Annotated in this window: 13 protein-coding genes, 2 pseudogenes and 1 riboswitch; of the genes and pseudogenes, 7 read left to right on the top strand and 8 right to left on the bottom strand. The window is 37.7% G+C overall.

All coding sequences use genetic code 11. The annotated features are described in order from the left end of the window. Positions 1-63 precede the first annotated feature (63 nt). The 4 genes from F0342_RS12070 to F0342_RS12055 form a co-directional block, all read right to left on the bottom strand. Positions 64-618: a nitroreductase family protein gene (locus F0342_RS12070; RefSeq protein ID WP_149156189.1), complete on the bottom strand. Its 555-nt coding sequence runs from the start codon at positions 616-618 to the stop codon at positions 64-66. 157 nt (positions 619-775) lie between these two features. Beyond that, positions 776-2,377: an ABC transporter permease gene (locus F0342_RS12065; protein WP_149156188.1), complete on the bottom strand. Its 1,602-nt coding sequence runs from the start codon at positions 2,375-2,377 to the stop codon at positions 776-778. Then, positions 2,377-3,285 (bottom strand): ABC transporter ATP-binding protein, encoded by a 909-nt coding sequence (locus F0342_RS12060; protein WP_149156187.1) that lies wholly within the window; start codon positions 3,283-3,285, stop codon positions 2,377-2,379. The genes F0342_RS12065 and F0342_RS12060 overlap by 1 nt, the downstream gene beginning before the upstream one ends. 4 nt (positions 3,286-3,289) lie before the next feature. Further along, positions 3,290-4,114, bottom strand: a complete 825-nt coding sequence (locus F0342_RS12055) for a TetR/AcrR family transcriptional regulator (RefSeq protein WP_262481721.1) — start codon at positions 4,112-4,114, stop codon at positions 3,290-3,292. Positions 4,115-4,169: 55 nt separating this feature from the next. Then, positions 4,170-4,269, bottom strand: a riboswitch (purine riboswitch). Positions 4,270-4,549: 280 nt separating this feature from the next. On the opposite strand from F0342_RS12055, the gene F0342_RS12050 reads away from it, so the two are divergent. Then, on the top strand, positions 4,550-5,326 hold the full coding sequence (locus tag F0342_RS12050) for a M23 family metallopeptidase (protein ID WP_149156186.1): 777 nt from the start codon (positions 4,550-4,552) through the stop codon (positions 5,324-5,326). A gap of 42 nt (positions 5,327-5,368) precedes the next feature. Continuing rightward, positions 5,369-5,725 (top strand): SH3 domain-containing protein, encoded by a 357-nt coding sequence (locus tag F0342_RS12045; protein ID WP_149156185.1) that lies wholly within the window; start codon positions 5,369-5,371, stop codon positions 5,723-5,725. A 221-nt stretch (positions 5,726-5,946) separates the two neighbouring features. Here the strand turns inward: F0342_RS12045 and F0342_RS12040 are convergent, their stop codons facing one another. Further along, positions 5,947-6,156: a hypothetical protein gene (locus F0342_RS12040; RefSeq protein WP_395940683.1), complete on the bottom strand. Its 210-nt coding sequence runs from the start codon at positions 6,154-6,156 to the stop codon at positions 5,947-5,949. 70 nt (positions 6,157-6,226) lie between these two features. Next, on the bottom strand, positions 6,227-7,462 hold the full coding sequence (locus F0342_RS12035; protein WP_149156184.1) for an IS110 family RNA-guided transposase: 1,236 nt from the start codon (positions 7,460-7,462) through the stop codon (positions 6,227-6,229). A gap of 912 nt (positions 7,463-8,374) precedes the next feature. Between F0342_RS12035 and F0342_RS12030 the strand changes: the two genes are divergently transcribed. Beyond that, complete coding sequence (locus F0342_RS12030; protein ID WP_149156183.1) at positions 8,375-8,554, top strand: hypothetical protein; 180 nt, start codon at positions 8,375-8,377, stop codon at positions 8,552-8,554. Then, positions 8,551-9,024 carry a DUF3108 domain-containing protein gene (locus F0342_RS12025; protein WP_149156182.1) on the top strand — a complete coding sequence of 158 codons (474 nt, stop codon included), beginning with the start codon at positions 8,551-8,553 and terminating at the stop codon, positions 9,022-9,024. The genes F0342_RS12030 and F0342_RS12025 overlap by 4 nt, the downstream gene beginning before the upstream one ends. A 651-nt stretch (positions 9,025-9,675) precedes the next feature. On the opposite strand, the pseudogene F0342_RS12020 reads toward F0342_RS12025, so the two are convergent. Both F0342_RS12020 and F0342_RS12015 read right to left on the bottom strand, forming a co-directional pair. Beyond that, positions 9,676-9,921, bottom strand: a pseudogene (locus F0342_RS12020) (IS110 family transposase); the annotation flags it as partial. 224 nt (positions 9,922-10,145) lie between these two features. Continuing rightward, positions 10,146-11,267 (bottom strand): annotated as a pseudogene (locus F0342_RS12015) (IS110 family RNA-guided transposase); the annotation flags it as partial. A 713-nt stretch (positions 11,268-11,980) separates the two neighbouring features. Here F0342_RS12015 and F0342_RS12010 point away from each other — a divergent pair. From F0342_RS12010 to F0342_RS12000, 3 genes are all read left to right on the top strand, one after another. Next, complete coding sequence (locus tag F0342_RS12010; protein WP_149156181.1) at positions 11,981-12,370, top strand: NUDIX hydrolase; 390 nt, start codon at positions 11,981-11,983, stop codon at positions 12,368-12,370. Between the two features lie 208 nt (positions 12,371-12,578). After that, positions 12,579-13,100, top strand: coding sequence for a P-loop NTPase family protein (locus tag F0342_RS12005; protein ID WP_149156180.1), 522 nt, complete (start codon positions 12,579-12,581; stop codon positions 13,098-13,100). 183 nt (positions 13,101-13,283) lie between these two features. Then, positions 13,284-13,907: a class I SAM-dependent methyltransferase gene (locus F0342_RS12000; protein ID WP_149156179.1), complete on the top strand. Its 624-nt coding sequence runs from the start codon at positions 13,284-13,286 to the stop codon at positions 13,905-13,907. Positions 13,908-13,946: the final 39 nt, after the last annotated feature.

Raw genomic sequence — 13,946 nt, 5'->3', positions numbered from 1 at the left:
ACCCAACCGTTATGGCGAGTCAAGAGTCGTTTGCTTTTTTAAAATAGGATTTTCCTAAGGGAATTAGTTCTTGTAAACCGTCAACTTCTCTTCTGCTGATGTTCGCTGTCTCACCTGAGGTACTTTATCAAAGTATCCCATATGCAAGAATCCGACAATCTTCTCTCCAGGCTTCACGTCTAATAAGTCACGCACTTTTGGATCATAAATGTGTGGATTCGTCTTCCAAACAACTCCGAGCTTTTGTTCCCAAGCCAGCAACTGAAAGTTTTGAATTAGTGAGCTGACCGCACCAAAATTCTCTTCCCATTGCTTTTGTCTCGGATCTTCCTCCATGACCACAATAAGGAATGCAGCGGGTTGGCTGAAATAATTCCTTCTGTTCTCCTGCATCTCTGAAGAAAATGTCTTCACTAAATTTTCTACAAAGCCTTCCTTCTCTTTGGCAGACACAAAGATAAAACGCCAAGGCTCTCTTAAGCCGTGGTTCGGTGCCCAGATGGCATCGTCCAATATCTCAAGCACGGTTTCCTCTGTTACTTCTTTATCTATATATCCACTTTTAATCGAACGACGTTCACGAATGATTTTTGCTAAATTCGATTTTGTATTTTCCATTGTACAATCTCCTCACATAATAGATACCATATAAATGATAACAATTATCATTCTCATTTGTAAAGATATATTTCTGTAAATCTCTGATATATTATCCTGACTCAAAAGTAATCAAAGACCTCCCGTGAGGCACACTGGAGGTCCTATTTTTCAACTATTAAGTTTCAATATCACGTTTATTAAAGCCAATAAATCCTGCCGCTGTCAGTACAACGGCAATCATGCATAAAAGTAGAAGTGGCATGAAAGAAAAGTCTTCAATCGGTGTTTGTGGGACGTGACCAAAAGGTGAAATGTTGCCAATCCAATCCGAAAATTGGAATAATCCTCCCAGATACAAAACGATAAAAGAATAAAAAACATAAAGCCATATCATGCTCGTTAGCTTTGGCAAATACCCCATAAGTAATACAGCTATACTAATCATGACGAGCATGGCTGGATAGTAGGACAGGGCTGCGCCAAAGATCATTTCAAAGGATAATCCACCTTCCACCACTGCATTACCCGCCGACCATAGTCCGAGCGCTGCAAGGGAAATCATGACAAAACCATTGACTATAGAAATGATGAAGTAACTGCCCAATAGTTTTGTTCGTGAAACGGTTCTACTTAACAGGTGGAAAATTCGTTCCTTCTTCTCCTCCCCGCGCAATTTATTCATGGACATAACGGGAGGGACGGTTGCCAGCAATGAAATGACGGTCATCAACATTGGGATAAATTGTTCTATCAACGTTACCCCTTCCGCTGGTTGTAGCAGCTGTTTCATTGTTTCACTTTCAGAAAAAAAGGATTCGAGATCTCCTAAAACAGAGCCATAAGAGGCACCTAACACATACATACCAATGGCCCATGATATGATTCCGGTTCGTTGCAATCTTAATGCAAGACCGATTGGACTTTGCAAAAAGCGGGATGCATGTTTTTTACCGGGCTTGGATGGTAAAAAGCCACGATCCAAGTCACGAATGGCGTTCAAATAATTCGCTGCGGCATAAAGAACGATTGAAGCAGCAATCATTAAAATAATCGGCCACCAATTATTCGTATCGTAAACTTCTGCTTTTGTTACCCATGCCAAAGGTGAAATCCACGATAGCGCTTCGTTGCTTACGTCCGTGATGGCCCGAAGAAGATAGGATAGAAGAAGTACCGCTATTGAATAACCGATGGTACCACGTGAACTGTCCGACAGCTGTGCAAATATGGCTGTTACCCCGGCAAAGAATAAACCAGTCGCCCCTAATGCCGTACCATACAGTAAGGACCCTTCAAGATCTATGCTATCAATCCCAAGGGCAAAGAGGCCAAAACCATTGATCAATGCGATTCCAACACACGTAGCCGTTACGACAAGTAAGACTGCATTTAAGTAGGAAAGGCGCCCCGTCGGTAACGAACGAAGCATTTCCAAACGTCCATCCTCTTCAGCAGCTCGGGTGTGGCGAGTGACAAGGAGGATGGACATTAACCCTACCACTGCAGCGGTCATAAGTAACATCTGATGCGCGGTCATGACACCAATCGTATAGTTGCTTAAATTAGCTGGACCAGTCATGGCAGTCATCGCGGGATTGGCCATTGTTTGGGCCATTGCATCTCTTTCCTGTTGAGAGCTGTACAAATCCTTAAATGCTGTTGGCACGACTATCGTAAAAAACGTAAGGGAGATGATCCAGATTGGGATCCGGATACGATCAAGACGAAAAATGAATTTAGAAAGGTAAGCCGTTTTAGCCATTAAATTGGCTGCCATCACTGTACACCTCCCTCTCCTGTATCCTTCGCTCCTTCATAATGACTCATAAATAAATCTTCCAACGTTGGTGGGGCACTCTCTAGCTTAACAATACCAAACGGGCTAATATGCTTGATAACAGCATCTATTTGCTCAGTGTCAACCTGAAACGATATACCATGTTCGCTTGCCTCAATTTCATGGATGCCTTCCAGCTCATTTAAACCTGTAATCGGCATCTTGGTATCGACTAGCATTTGTGTTCTTGTTAAGTGACGAAGCTCGCTTAATGACCCAGACTCAATAATTTTACCTTGACGAATAATACTGACACGATCGCACAGCTTCTCTACCTCTGATAAAATATGACTGGAAAGCAGGACACTTTTTCCTTGTCTTTTTACATCCAACACACATTCCTGAAACACCTTTTCCATTAAAGGGTCTAGTCCGGAAGTGGGTTCATCCAGAATGTAGAGATCTGCATCAGATGAAAAGGCCGCGACTAAAGCTACCTTTTGTCGATTCCCTTTGGAATATGTTCTACACTTCTTGGATGGATCTAAATCAAATTTTTTTATCAATTCCTCGCGTCTTGCCCTATTCGTTGTACCATTGAGTTTCACAAATAAATCAATGACCTCTCCCCCTGTTAGGTTTGGCCATAAATTCACATCCCCAGGGACATAAGCAATGTTCTTATGAATGTCTACAGCATCCTGCCACGCGTCTTTGTTGAAAATTTTCACCTCTCCATCTGATGCCTTTAATATCCCTAATAAAACGCGGATTGTGGTTGATTTACCTGCACCATTTGGACCGATAAACCCTACAACCTCTCCCTTACTCACCTCAAGATTGACCTTGTCCAATGCAGTAAACTTGCCAAACTTCTTTGATAAATTGGTTACTTTCAATAAGCTCATTTGTTCATTCCTCCCCATCTTTATAGAAACAACGTCTTAGAATTTCGGAATAGCTGTTCCATTCATTGAATATCTCCATTCCAACATGATGAAAAGAATCTATCTTCGCCATTTGTAATTCTGCAAAACCAACCATTGTCCAATTAAGGATATGCACTGCTTTTTCCGGATCAACTCCCTCTCGGAATTTTGACCAATCTATATTTTGGTAGATCCTTTTCAAGCCATCATCCAGAATACTTCCCTTTATCCGCTCAATATCCGATTTTACTTCCGGTGCTTTCTCATCACCAGACGATTTAAGGAAATCAAATACTAACGGGTATTTTTTTTGAATGTTTAATTTGACCAAGCCCACCTGGTGAATCCTTTTGAAGAGATCCCTTTCATTCATATCGATTTCATCATAAATTTGCTCGATGATTTCCATTGAATTTTCAATTAAATACAGGTACAAATCCTTTTTATTTTTAAAATAGTTGAATAGGGATCCTTTAGATATCTGTGCTTCCTTTACTATTTCATTTGTTGATGCTTTATCAAAACCACTGTTAACAAACTCTTTCATTGCTGCATTGATAATTCGCTCTTGTTTTTCTATTTTCAAATTTTTAAATCTAGTACTAATAATTATGCTGCCTCCCTTCATAAAATGACCACTTTGGTCATTTTTAATATAACAAAAAATGACCATCATGGTCAATACTTTCAACTTTTTTGGGGAAATAGAAAAATCTTTCTCTCTTTGCGATATCAATGATGGTCTTGAGTTTAACACTCCCATCCAAATGACAGTGTAGTTCAATTTGGGCATAATAGAAAAATTCATTGTTGGACCTACTCGATTTTCAAAAAAAAATCCTGATCACAAAGAAAATACAAATAAATGCTTGTATCTTCTTCGTAATCAGGATTTATTGGTTCCTGGTAGAGACCTTCAAACCATATTATTGGAGTTATACGAATTTGAGTATTGTATTAGGGTTTTACAACGATAATAGAATTTCTCTTTATTGTCAAATAGTTTGATAGATCTGCTCACACCAAACATACCTTTAGGAATTTGCTGTGGCTGATCAATAAGATGAACCCATTTACACTAGATGTTAGGAAACACTAATTTCCAAATATAATTATAGGAATAATACATGTAAAATTTTTACTAATATGTTAGCGTTATGGAAAAGGAGGTGTTACTTGAAAGATATGGGCTTTGTGAAAGATGTCGATTGTTTATAATGAATATTTTGGAAGGAAGATAGAGATGAAGTTAAATAGTTTTAAGGTATTTATCGTTGCCATGCTTTTTTTAGGTTCTGGACTCTTTAGTACAAGTCAAGTATCCGCAGCTGCACCTTCTTTTCAAATGCCTTTTCCATGTGGGCAAGTGTGGGAAGGTCAAACTCGAACGAATCATAATCCACTGAATTCTGTTGACTTCAACCGTTCCAATGATCATGGAGATACAGTCGTCTCCTCTGCCTCAGGTTCGGTCGTTACTGTCAGGGATCTCGGAAGTTCTAGTTATGGGAAGTATATTGTGATTGATCATGGGAATGGATGGTCAACATTATATGCTCACTTGAATTCTTTCAGTGTGTCTAATGGACAAAGCGTCTCTCAAGGACAGAAGATTGGAACAGTTGGTGATACAGGGAATGTCACCGGGGCACATCTTCATTTTGAACAACGGTATAATGGTTCAGCACAAAAAATTTCATTTAATGGTTCTCAGATTACCTATTATGGTGCTAAGAACTATACGAGCAAGAATTCCTGCTCTTCTGACGGTGTAACCGGAACTGTTCATACGGATTCAGGGATTTCACTTAATGTTCGCTCAGGACCTGGCACTAATTACGGTGTTGTAGGCTCAGTTGCGGATGGACAAAAAGTAACCATCACTTGTCAGAAACGTGGAGAAACCGTTACAGGTAAATATGGAACAAGTAATCTATGGAGTTTCATAGGAGAAGGTTATATTTCCGATACTTATGTCTTTACTGGATCTGATGGACAAGTAGCCCCTACATGCAATTAAAATACTTAAAACAAAGGATATTTAGGAGAAAGAGGGATTAAAATGAGTAAACTAAAAAAGCGAGGAATCCTATCCATTGTGATAGCATCATTGTTCTTTTTTTCTAGTAATGCACTTGCAGTCCAATATTACACTCTCTCTACTAACAGTGGTACTCCACTAAATATGCGTAGTGGTCCAGGTACAAATTATCCCATTATGCTTTCCATTCCCAGTGGATCGAGGGTTCCTTACTATTGTTACTCTTATGGTACAACGGTGACAGGGAAGTATGGAACGAGTAATATTTGGGATCAAATCCAATGGAAAGATTCTCAAGGGGTGGTGAATATTGGATATATCTCTGACACATATCTCTACACGGGGTCAGACGGTCCGGTCGGTATCCAATGCGACTAGAGCAGAATATATCCTACTACCAGGCTGTTTTTAAATAATACCAACACCCTAAAATAAACTCTTTCTTACAAAGGTTTATAAAGCAAAACCAGCTAATAGTTTGTCAACATCTTTCAATAAAAACTTAAATTAACTCGTGTTATACTGAATATACGCATGCCAAATAACCTTCCACTGTCATAAGTTTGGAAGGTTTTKTCTTATTTAGCTGGAAATCTTAATTAGGCTATATCTTGGAAAGTGGTTCTGTTTTTTAATATGGCATAGATCCAATGTAAGAGCTTATTTACGCAAGCAATGACGGCGACTTTATAAAGTTTGCCTTCCTCACGCTTCTTATCGTAAAACGCTCTCAATCTCTTGTTTCTAGGGATGATTTCATCTGTTGTTTTTTGTTTGCGACAGTCACGAATACCAGAACGAACAGCCATATATAAGGCATGCCTTAATCTACTTGAACCACGTTTTGTAATTCGAATCTTATTTAGCTGGAAATCTTAATTAGGCTATATCTTGGAAAGTGGTTCTGTTTTTTAATATGGCATAGATCCAATGTAAGAGCTTATTTACGCAAGCAATGACGGCGACTTTATAAAGTTTGCCTTCCTCACGCTTCTTATCGTAAAACGCTCTCAATCTCTTGTTTCTAGGGATGATTTCATCTGTTGTTTTTTGTTTGCGACAGTCACGAATACCAGAACGAACAGCCATATATAAGGCATGCCTTAATCTACTTGAACCACGTTTTGTAATTCGAACAAGAGTAGCTTTGAACTTACCTGATTCAAACACTTCTGGATCAACCCCAGCGAATGCTACAAGCTTTTTAGGGTGATTAAACCGGTCTATCTCACCAATTTCAGAAATGATCGTGGCGGCGATCTTTTCTCCGATACCAGGGATAGATTGGATAATCTTATATTCTTCAACTTCTTTTGCGAGAGCGTCTATCTCTGACTCCAATCTTGATAGATGCTCTTTGTATTGAAGAAGCATATCAATATACATACTAAGACTCAGTAACTGACTCTGATAAAGCGTCTTTTTAAATGGATTCCGTGCTGCAGCTTGCTTAAGATCTCGTGCTTTTTCTTCTGCCCATCTCTTAGAGCGACTCTTACAGAATTCCTTGATTTTATCGGCCAACATATCTTCACTAACAGCCAGAATATCTTCTGATGCGGGAAATTCCTTTAAAACAAGCAAAGACACAACGGAATGTAAGTCCCCAAACACACCTCTGTACTCAGGGAAGATTTGATCCAACACTGCTTGGAATTGAAGCTTGGTTTGAACATATATCCCAGTAATATTCTCATGCTGTCTTGTGAGGTTACGCAGGTTCAAAAGCTGAATACCACGCCTTTTATAGGGTTCTAAATCCTCTTTGTAGTAAAGCTCACAGAGACGATAGGCATCGATGGCATCCGTTTTAACTTTTCGTAAACTAGAGCTTTTAGCTCTGTGAGAAATCAACGGGTTTACGATGATTAATAAATAGTTACGCTGCTCCAGAAACTGAACCACTGGGGCGTGATAATGCCCTGTAGACTCTAATATAACCGAAGGGTGAATACCGGTTTTGTCTTTGACGCTTTCCAAAAACTCAAGTAATCCTCCTAGCCCATTAAGATCATGCTTGATACTAAAACTTTTACCGTAAGGTTTGCCCTTATCTAAAAAGGCCTGAACCTCACTTTCGCCTTTTGAAACATCCAGACCTATGACTGGATTCATTCTCAATCTCCTCCTCAAATTCAACTTGCCAGTAGCCCCTATTTCCTCCTAGTAGTATCATAGCTTCGCTTGTTATACGAGATCTTTGTCCCAACCAGCCTCAAACATGTTTCTACCAGTAGGGGGTGAACGGTTTAACTGACGGGATCTATGTCCCACGGGCAGGGACGTTCTACCCTGGCTACTGTTATAATAAGACCATATAAAAAAAGGTCAACCAGAAAAATCTAGAATTCTGGTTAACCTTATAATACGANTCCAGACCTATGACTGGATTCATTCTCAATCTCCTCCTCAAATTCAACTTGCCAGTAGCCCCTATTTCCTCCTAGTAGTATCATAGCTTCGCTTGTTATACGAGATCTTTGTCCCAACCAGCCTCAAACATGTTTCTACCAGTAGGGGGTGAACGGTTTAACTGACGGGATCTATGTCCCACGGGCAGGGACGTTCTACCCTGGCTACTGTTATAATAAGACCATATAAAAAAAGGTCAACCAGAAAAATCTAGAATTCTGGTTAACCTTATAATACGAACGGGCAGGTTAGTTGAACAAGAGTGATAGGTAACATCATTTTATTGAGGAGTGAGATTTATGGGCTTTTGGTATTTCTTAATATTGTTTGTAGGAATATTTTTAGTTGTTAAAGGGCTACGTGGGAATAAAAAAATTAGCTTGATAATTGTAGGGCTTTTATGTACTGCGTTCTCAATATTTATGTTTTCTCCAGGGAGTGCTGAAATCATTTCGGAATTGTTTAATTTGGATTAGAGTGAACACCTAATGTGGATTTTCACTAACCGTGGCGTTTGCTGAACAAGCAGCCGCCTCTTATTAAAGTAAAGGGCAGGTTAACGGATCATTAAATATGTTAGGTCAGACTGACTTAATAGAAAAGGGGATAAGGTGTATGGGAGATAGTAGAGCAAATTTGTTAAGAATAAGTGGAGAGACATTATCTGAGACAGAAGATGAAAAAGACATTTATCTTATTGAGAACGGTAGAGAGTCAAAAGTTGGTTCTACTACTGAAAGGTTAAAGTTTGTCCTGAAAAATGGTCGAGAAGCAATTGAAAGGGAACAACATTGATTTCAGACATTCTTGGTAATAGAAAAGGTATTACAATTATAGAAAAATCAACATTTAAACCAATTTCATTCACTGATTACTTAAACGGTAATCAGAATGTAAGAGCTGAGTATGGTTATGATGATGTACATATTACAATTGGAGATGAAAGGAAAACCATTAAACTAAATGGAAACTGCTTTGACACATTCTCTGTTGAGCTTATATTACGAGTCCTTCCTTTAAAGTCTGGTTACTCTCTAAGATTAAATGGATTTAATGCAACTCTTGAATCAGACGTGGCTATCTATATTCAAGTATTAGAATTAGAGCGTGTAAATAGAGGGCTTGGAGATTTCGTTGATGCTTGGAAAGTGAAAACTAATTTTGGTGATACAGTACAATTTTATTGGGTTGATACTAGAAGGACGGAATTGCTTAAACAGTCTTCTGAGATTGGTGATGGACTTATATTGGAATTCCGAAGATGACAACTTTAATATTCAACAAATTGGCGTTTGCTGAACAAGCAGCCAAAGGTTGTGGGTGAACTCAGATAGAGTTCCTGGCAAAATTAAGGTAGCAAAGTTTATATTGAAAGGAATTTAGATATGAATAAGCTAAAATATTTTTTGATTTTTATGAGTTGTTATTTTATATTTTCATTTTTCTATAGTGTTTTTATCAGCAAAGGGGAAGTACTTCCTTTTATTCAAATATTAAGCGCATGTAATTTTGGTTTTCTAGCTTTTGTAGTGCATCAAAAAACCAAAAGTGTTTCGCCGGAAAGATGTTCTTAAAAATATCAAAAGGGCAGCATCTAGGAGGATATGGATGAGAGATATATAAAGAATCACCCTTTTTTAAAATATAGTTTTTATGTTATTTTTGGCTTTTTATCCCTTTCAATTGGATATATTCTAGGGAAGTGGGTTATTGAAAATTCATTATAATTTTTTTGCAAATACGAATAGATCAAACATAATAGGTATTGGAATCTTCCGTTAAACCAGCTAATAGTTTGTCAACATTTTTCAATAAAAACTTAAAATAACTCATGTTATACTGAAAACACGCATGCCAAATAACCTTCCACTGACATATGTTTGGAAGGTTTTGTCTTATTTAGCTGGAAATCTTAATTAGGCTATATCTTGGAAAGTGGTTCTGTTTTTTAATATGGCATAGATCCAATGTAAGAGCTTATTTACGCAAGCAATGACGGCGACTTTATAAAGTTTGCCTTCCTCACGCTTCTTATCATAAAACGCTCTTAATCTCTTGTTTCTAGGGATGATCTCATCTGTTGTTTTTTGTTTGCGACAGTCACGAATACCAGAGCGAACAGCCATATATAAGGCGTGCCTTAATCTGCTTGAACCACNATAAGAGATAATAAGGAAGTTGATTCTGTAATTAAGGAAATCGTTCATATAGCTAAAAGTTAATGATTCATTTCCATCCTAATGTTAAATTAAACCAGCTAATAGTTTGTCAACATTTTTCAATAAAAACTTAAAATAACTCATGTTATACTGAAAACACGCATGCCAAATAACCTTCCACTGACATATRTTTGGAAGGTTTTGTCTTATTTAGCTGGAAATCTTAATTAGGCTATATCTTGGAAAGTGGTTCTGTTTTTTAATATGGCATAGATCCAATGTAAGAGCTTATTTACGCAAGCAATGACGGCGACTTTATAAAGTTTGCCTTCCTCACGCTTCTTATCATAAAACGCTCTTAATCTCTTGTTTCTAGGGATGATCTCATCTGTTGTTTTTTGTTTGCGACAGTCACGAATACCAGAGCGAACAGCCATATATAAGGCGTGCCTTAATCTGCTTGAACCACGTTTTGTAATTCGAACAAGAGTAGCCTTAAATTTACCTGATTCAAACACTTCTGGATCAACCCCAGCGAATGCTACAAGCTTTTTCGGGTGATTAAACCGGTCTATCTCTCCTATTTCAGAAATGATCGTGGCGGCGATCTTTTCTCCGATACCAGGGATAGATTGGATAATCTTATATTCTTCAACTTCTTTTGCGAGAGTGTCTATCTCTGACTCCATTCTGGATAGATGCTCTTTGTATTGAAGAAGCATATCAATATACATACTAAGACTCAGTAAATGACTCTGATAAAGCGTCTTTTTAAATGGATTCCGTGCTGCAGCTTGCTTAAGATCCCGAGCTTTTTCTTCTGCCCATCTCTTAGAGCGACTCCTACAGAATTCCTTGATTTTATCGGCCAACACATYTTCACTCACAGCCAGAATATCTTCTGATGCGGGAAATTCCTTCAAAAGAAGCAAGGACACAACGGAATATAAATCTCCAAACACACCTCTATACTCAGGGAAGATTTGATCCAACACTGCTTGGAATTGAAGCTTGGTTTGAACGTATATCCCAGTAATATTTTCATGCTGTCTTGTGAGGTTACGCAGGTTCAAAAGCTGAATACCACGCCTTTTATAGGGTTCTAAATCCTCTTTGTAGTAAAGCTCACAGAGACGATAGGCATCGATGGCATCCGTTTTAACTTCTCGTAAACTAGAGCTTTTAGCTCTGTGAGAAATCAACGGGTTTACGATGATTAATAAATAGTTACGCTGCTCCAGAAACTGAACCACTGGGGCGTGATAATGCCCTGTAGACTCTAATATAACCGAAGGTTGAATACCGGTTTTGTCTTTGACGCTTTCCAAAAACTCAAGTAATCCTCCTAGTAGTATCATAGCTTTGCTTGTTATACGAGATCTTTGTCCCAACCAGCCTCAAACATGTTTCTACCAGTAGGGGGTGAACGGTTTAACTGACGGGATCTATGTCCCACGGGCAGGGACGTTCTACCCTGGCTACTGTTATAATAAGACCATATAAAAAAAGGTCAACCAGAAAAATCTAGAATTCTGGTTAACCTTATAATACGAACGGGCAGCATTCCTGTTATGAAGAAAAATGTTGATGTGGTCTTGCAGCTCTCCATCATCAGAAATAATTGATTCGTAAACAAGATTGCTTATCTAACTCCTTTACTTAATATTCTGCTGCAAAAGACTAACAACAATTGTACATATTTAAATTGGAATAGGGAAAAGTAAAAATAAGACAGAAGAGGATAATCGAAAGATAAATAGAAGGATTTTCGGAGAATCATATGTTTGCGTGAAATAGTAATTAACGAAACTAACTAAATAAATGAAAAACGCCAAGGATCCTTGATAGGGAGGGAACCTTGGCGTTTTTCGTTCTTACTTACGTTACCCAGAAAATTCCCATTAACGACAAAACAGAGGACATTCTAGCTGACTGCAAGCTAAGAATGTCCAACAATCCCCTTCTTCCATTAAAGGGCCATACAATTTAACAAGGAATATTAATTCTGAAGAGAGAATGTTACTAAGAGTAAAATGTTTTCTAGCCGAAAAGGGGTATTTATATGACAAAATGGTTAGGGTCTGCAGGAGTTTGTGTTATAGAAAAAAAAGTTCTGATGGTACTTCAGGGAACAACAAATGAACCAAAGCGTTGGTCTGTTCCTTCTGGTAGCTTAGAAGAGGGAGAGACTTTTGAAGAATGTTGTGTTAGAGAACTATGGGAAGAAACGGGTTATGATGTTGAAATAATTCGACCTATTTTTAAAAAGGAAAGTCAATACGGTGAAGCTAGATATTTTGAAGTTAAGATTACTGGTGGAAAAGCAAAAATTCAAGACCCTGATAATCTAATTTATGATATAGCTTGGAAATCAGCAGAAGAAATAGAGAGCTTGGATTTATCATTTCCAGAAGACAAAAATTTTTTAATCGATTACATTCAAAAAATATAATATTCAGTTTATGGGGGCTTTTCAGGAATAAAAGTGCAGCCTACATACAGTAAAACGATCTTCGGCAAAAGGGTACTTATCTGCAATAAGCGTCTTTATTTGCGGAAAAAGATTGAGTTGAGTATTTGCTTTTGAAATAATTGGTATTAAGCAATCGGGAGCATTTCTGAAATATACAAGCGGGCAAAGTAAGGAGTTGATTAGTACAATGAATCGCATTATGGTGATGGGTGTATCAGCAGGCGTAGGGAAGTCTACATTTGCACGTAAGTTAGGGGAAGTATTAGATATAAATGTCTATCATCTTGATTCCTTATACTGGAAACCCGATTGGGTAGAAGCTTCATTAGAAGAGTTTGCAGCCAATCAGAAGAAAATTGTGTCTCTAGATCAATGGATTATTGAGGGCAATTATAGTAATACATATGACATTCGAGTGCAGAATGCAGATACGATTATTTATCTAGAACTTCCTTTGATCTTTTGTCTGTATCGTGTTTTCAAGCGATGGATTCTAAACGTTGGGAAAACGAGACCTGACATGGGAAAAGGGTGTAGGGAAAAACTAGACTACAAATTTCTTAAGTTCATCTGTACCACTTACTATCCTCGTAAGAAAAAGATGAAAGCCAGACTCCAGGCTTTTAAAGGAATAGGTTCTCAAAAAAACATTATTACGTTGACGAATAAGAAAGAGATCCAATCTTATTTAGAAACTTTATCAATTTAATTGGTTAATTCCCTGGATATGTAATTTAAGGGAACATGGATTTTTAAGAACGATCTTCCATTAAAGGGCGCTTATTCGTAATAAGGTAAGCGTCTTTTTTGCTAAAAATAGATTGAGTTGAATGTCTTCTTTTGAAATAGTTGGTATTAAGCAATAAGGCAGTTATCTTGAATGAGGTGAAAAATGGACAATCGTTGGAATGAAATAATATATAAATTGTGGTCCCCTGTGTACGATAAATTTTTTAATTCAGGAAAATTCCTCGAAGCTCGAAAAAAGATATTTCAAGGGAACAAGTTTGTTGAAAATCAAAATATACTATTCGTTGGTGTAGGAACAGGAGCAGATTTGGAACTACTCACTCATAAGGAATTAAATATTACAGCAATAGACTACTCTAACGAAATGCTTGAGAAGGCTAAAATTAAATTCAAAGGTTCATCAATACAGTTTTTGAAAATGGACGCTCAGGATATGAGCTTTAAAGATAATCATTTCGATGTTGTGGTTGGAAGTCTTGTTTTATCAGTGGTTCCTGATGCAGATAAATGTATCAAAGAGATGGTAAGAGTTTTAAAACCAAATGGAAAGATTATCATCTTTGATAAATTTTCACCTAAAGGTAAAGAACTTTCTCCTTTTAAAAAAGCAGTTAGACCGTTAATCAAGTTATTAGGTACTGACATAGGTATGAACTTTGAGACATTGTATGAGAAAAATAAAGAGGCTTTATCTGTGAAAGAGGATACACCTTTAATGTTTAATGGTATGTACAGAAAGATAGTCATCAGCAAAACGAACACTTAAAGATATTCCGTTACAGGGCGCGTTTATGGAGGAATGGAA

The organism is Bacillus sp. CH30_1T (genome assembly GCF_008364765.1).
Lineage (GTDB): Bacteria > Bacillota > Bacilli > Bacillales > Bacillaceae_B > Rossellomorea.
Note: the sequence above shows the minus strand (reverse complement) of the source record. Positions and strands in the feature narration are given on the sequence as shown.

Bases quoted from the DNA above. Each gene is read 5' to 3' on its own strand.
- F0342_RS12070 (WP_149156189.1), bottom strand. From the start codon at position 618: ATGGAAAATACAAAATCGAATTTAGCAAAAATCATTCGTGAACGTCGT.
- F0342_RS12065 (WP_149156188.1), bottom strand. From the start codon at position 2,377: ATGGCAGCCAATTTAATGGCTAAAACGGCTTACCTTTCTAAATTCATT.
- F0342_RS12060 (WP_149156187.1), bottom strand. From the start codon at position 3,285: ATGAGCTTATTGAAAGTAACCAATTTATCAAAGAAGTTTGGCAAGTTT.
- F0342_RS12055 (WP_262481721.1), bottom strand. From the start codon at position 4,114: ATGAATTTTTCTATTATGCCCAAATTGAACTACACTGTCATTTGGATG.
- F0342_RS12050 (WP_149156186.1), top strand. From the start codon at position 4,550: ATGAAGTTAAATAGTTTTAAGGTATTTATCGTTGCCATGCTTTTTTTA.
- F0342_RS12045 (WP_149156185.1), top strand. From the start codon at position 5,369: ATGAGTAAACTAAAAAAGCGAGGAATCCTATCCATTGTGATAGCATCA.
- F0342_RS12040 (WP_395940683.1), bottom strand. From the start codon at position 6,156: ATGGCTGTTCGTTCTGGTATTCGTGACTGTCGCAAACAAAAAACAACA.
- F0342_RS12035 (WP_149156184.1), bottom strand. From the start codon at position 7,462: ATGAATCCAGTCATAGGTCTGGATGTTTCAAAAGGCGAAAGTGAGGTT.
- F0342_RS12030 (WP_149156183.1), top strand. From the start codon at position 8,375: ATGGGAGATAGTAGAGCAAATTTGTTAAGAATAAGTGGAGAGACATTA.
- F0342_RS12010 (WP_149156181.1), top strand. From the start codon at position 11,981: ATGACAAAATGGTTAGGGTCTGCAGGAGTTTGTGTTATAGAAAAAAAA.
- F0342_RS12005 (WP_149156180.1), top strand. From the start codon at position 12,579: ATGAATCGCATTATGGTGATGGGTGTATCAGCAGGCGTAGGGAAGTCT.
- F0342_RS12000 (WP_149156179.1), top strand. From the start codon at position 13,284: ATGGACAATCGTTGGAATGAAATAATATATAAATTGTGGTCCCCTGTG.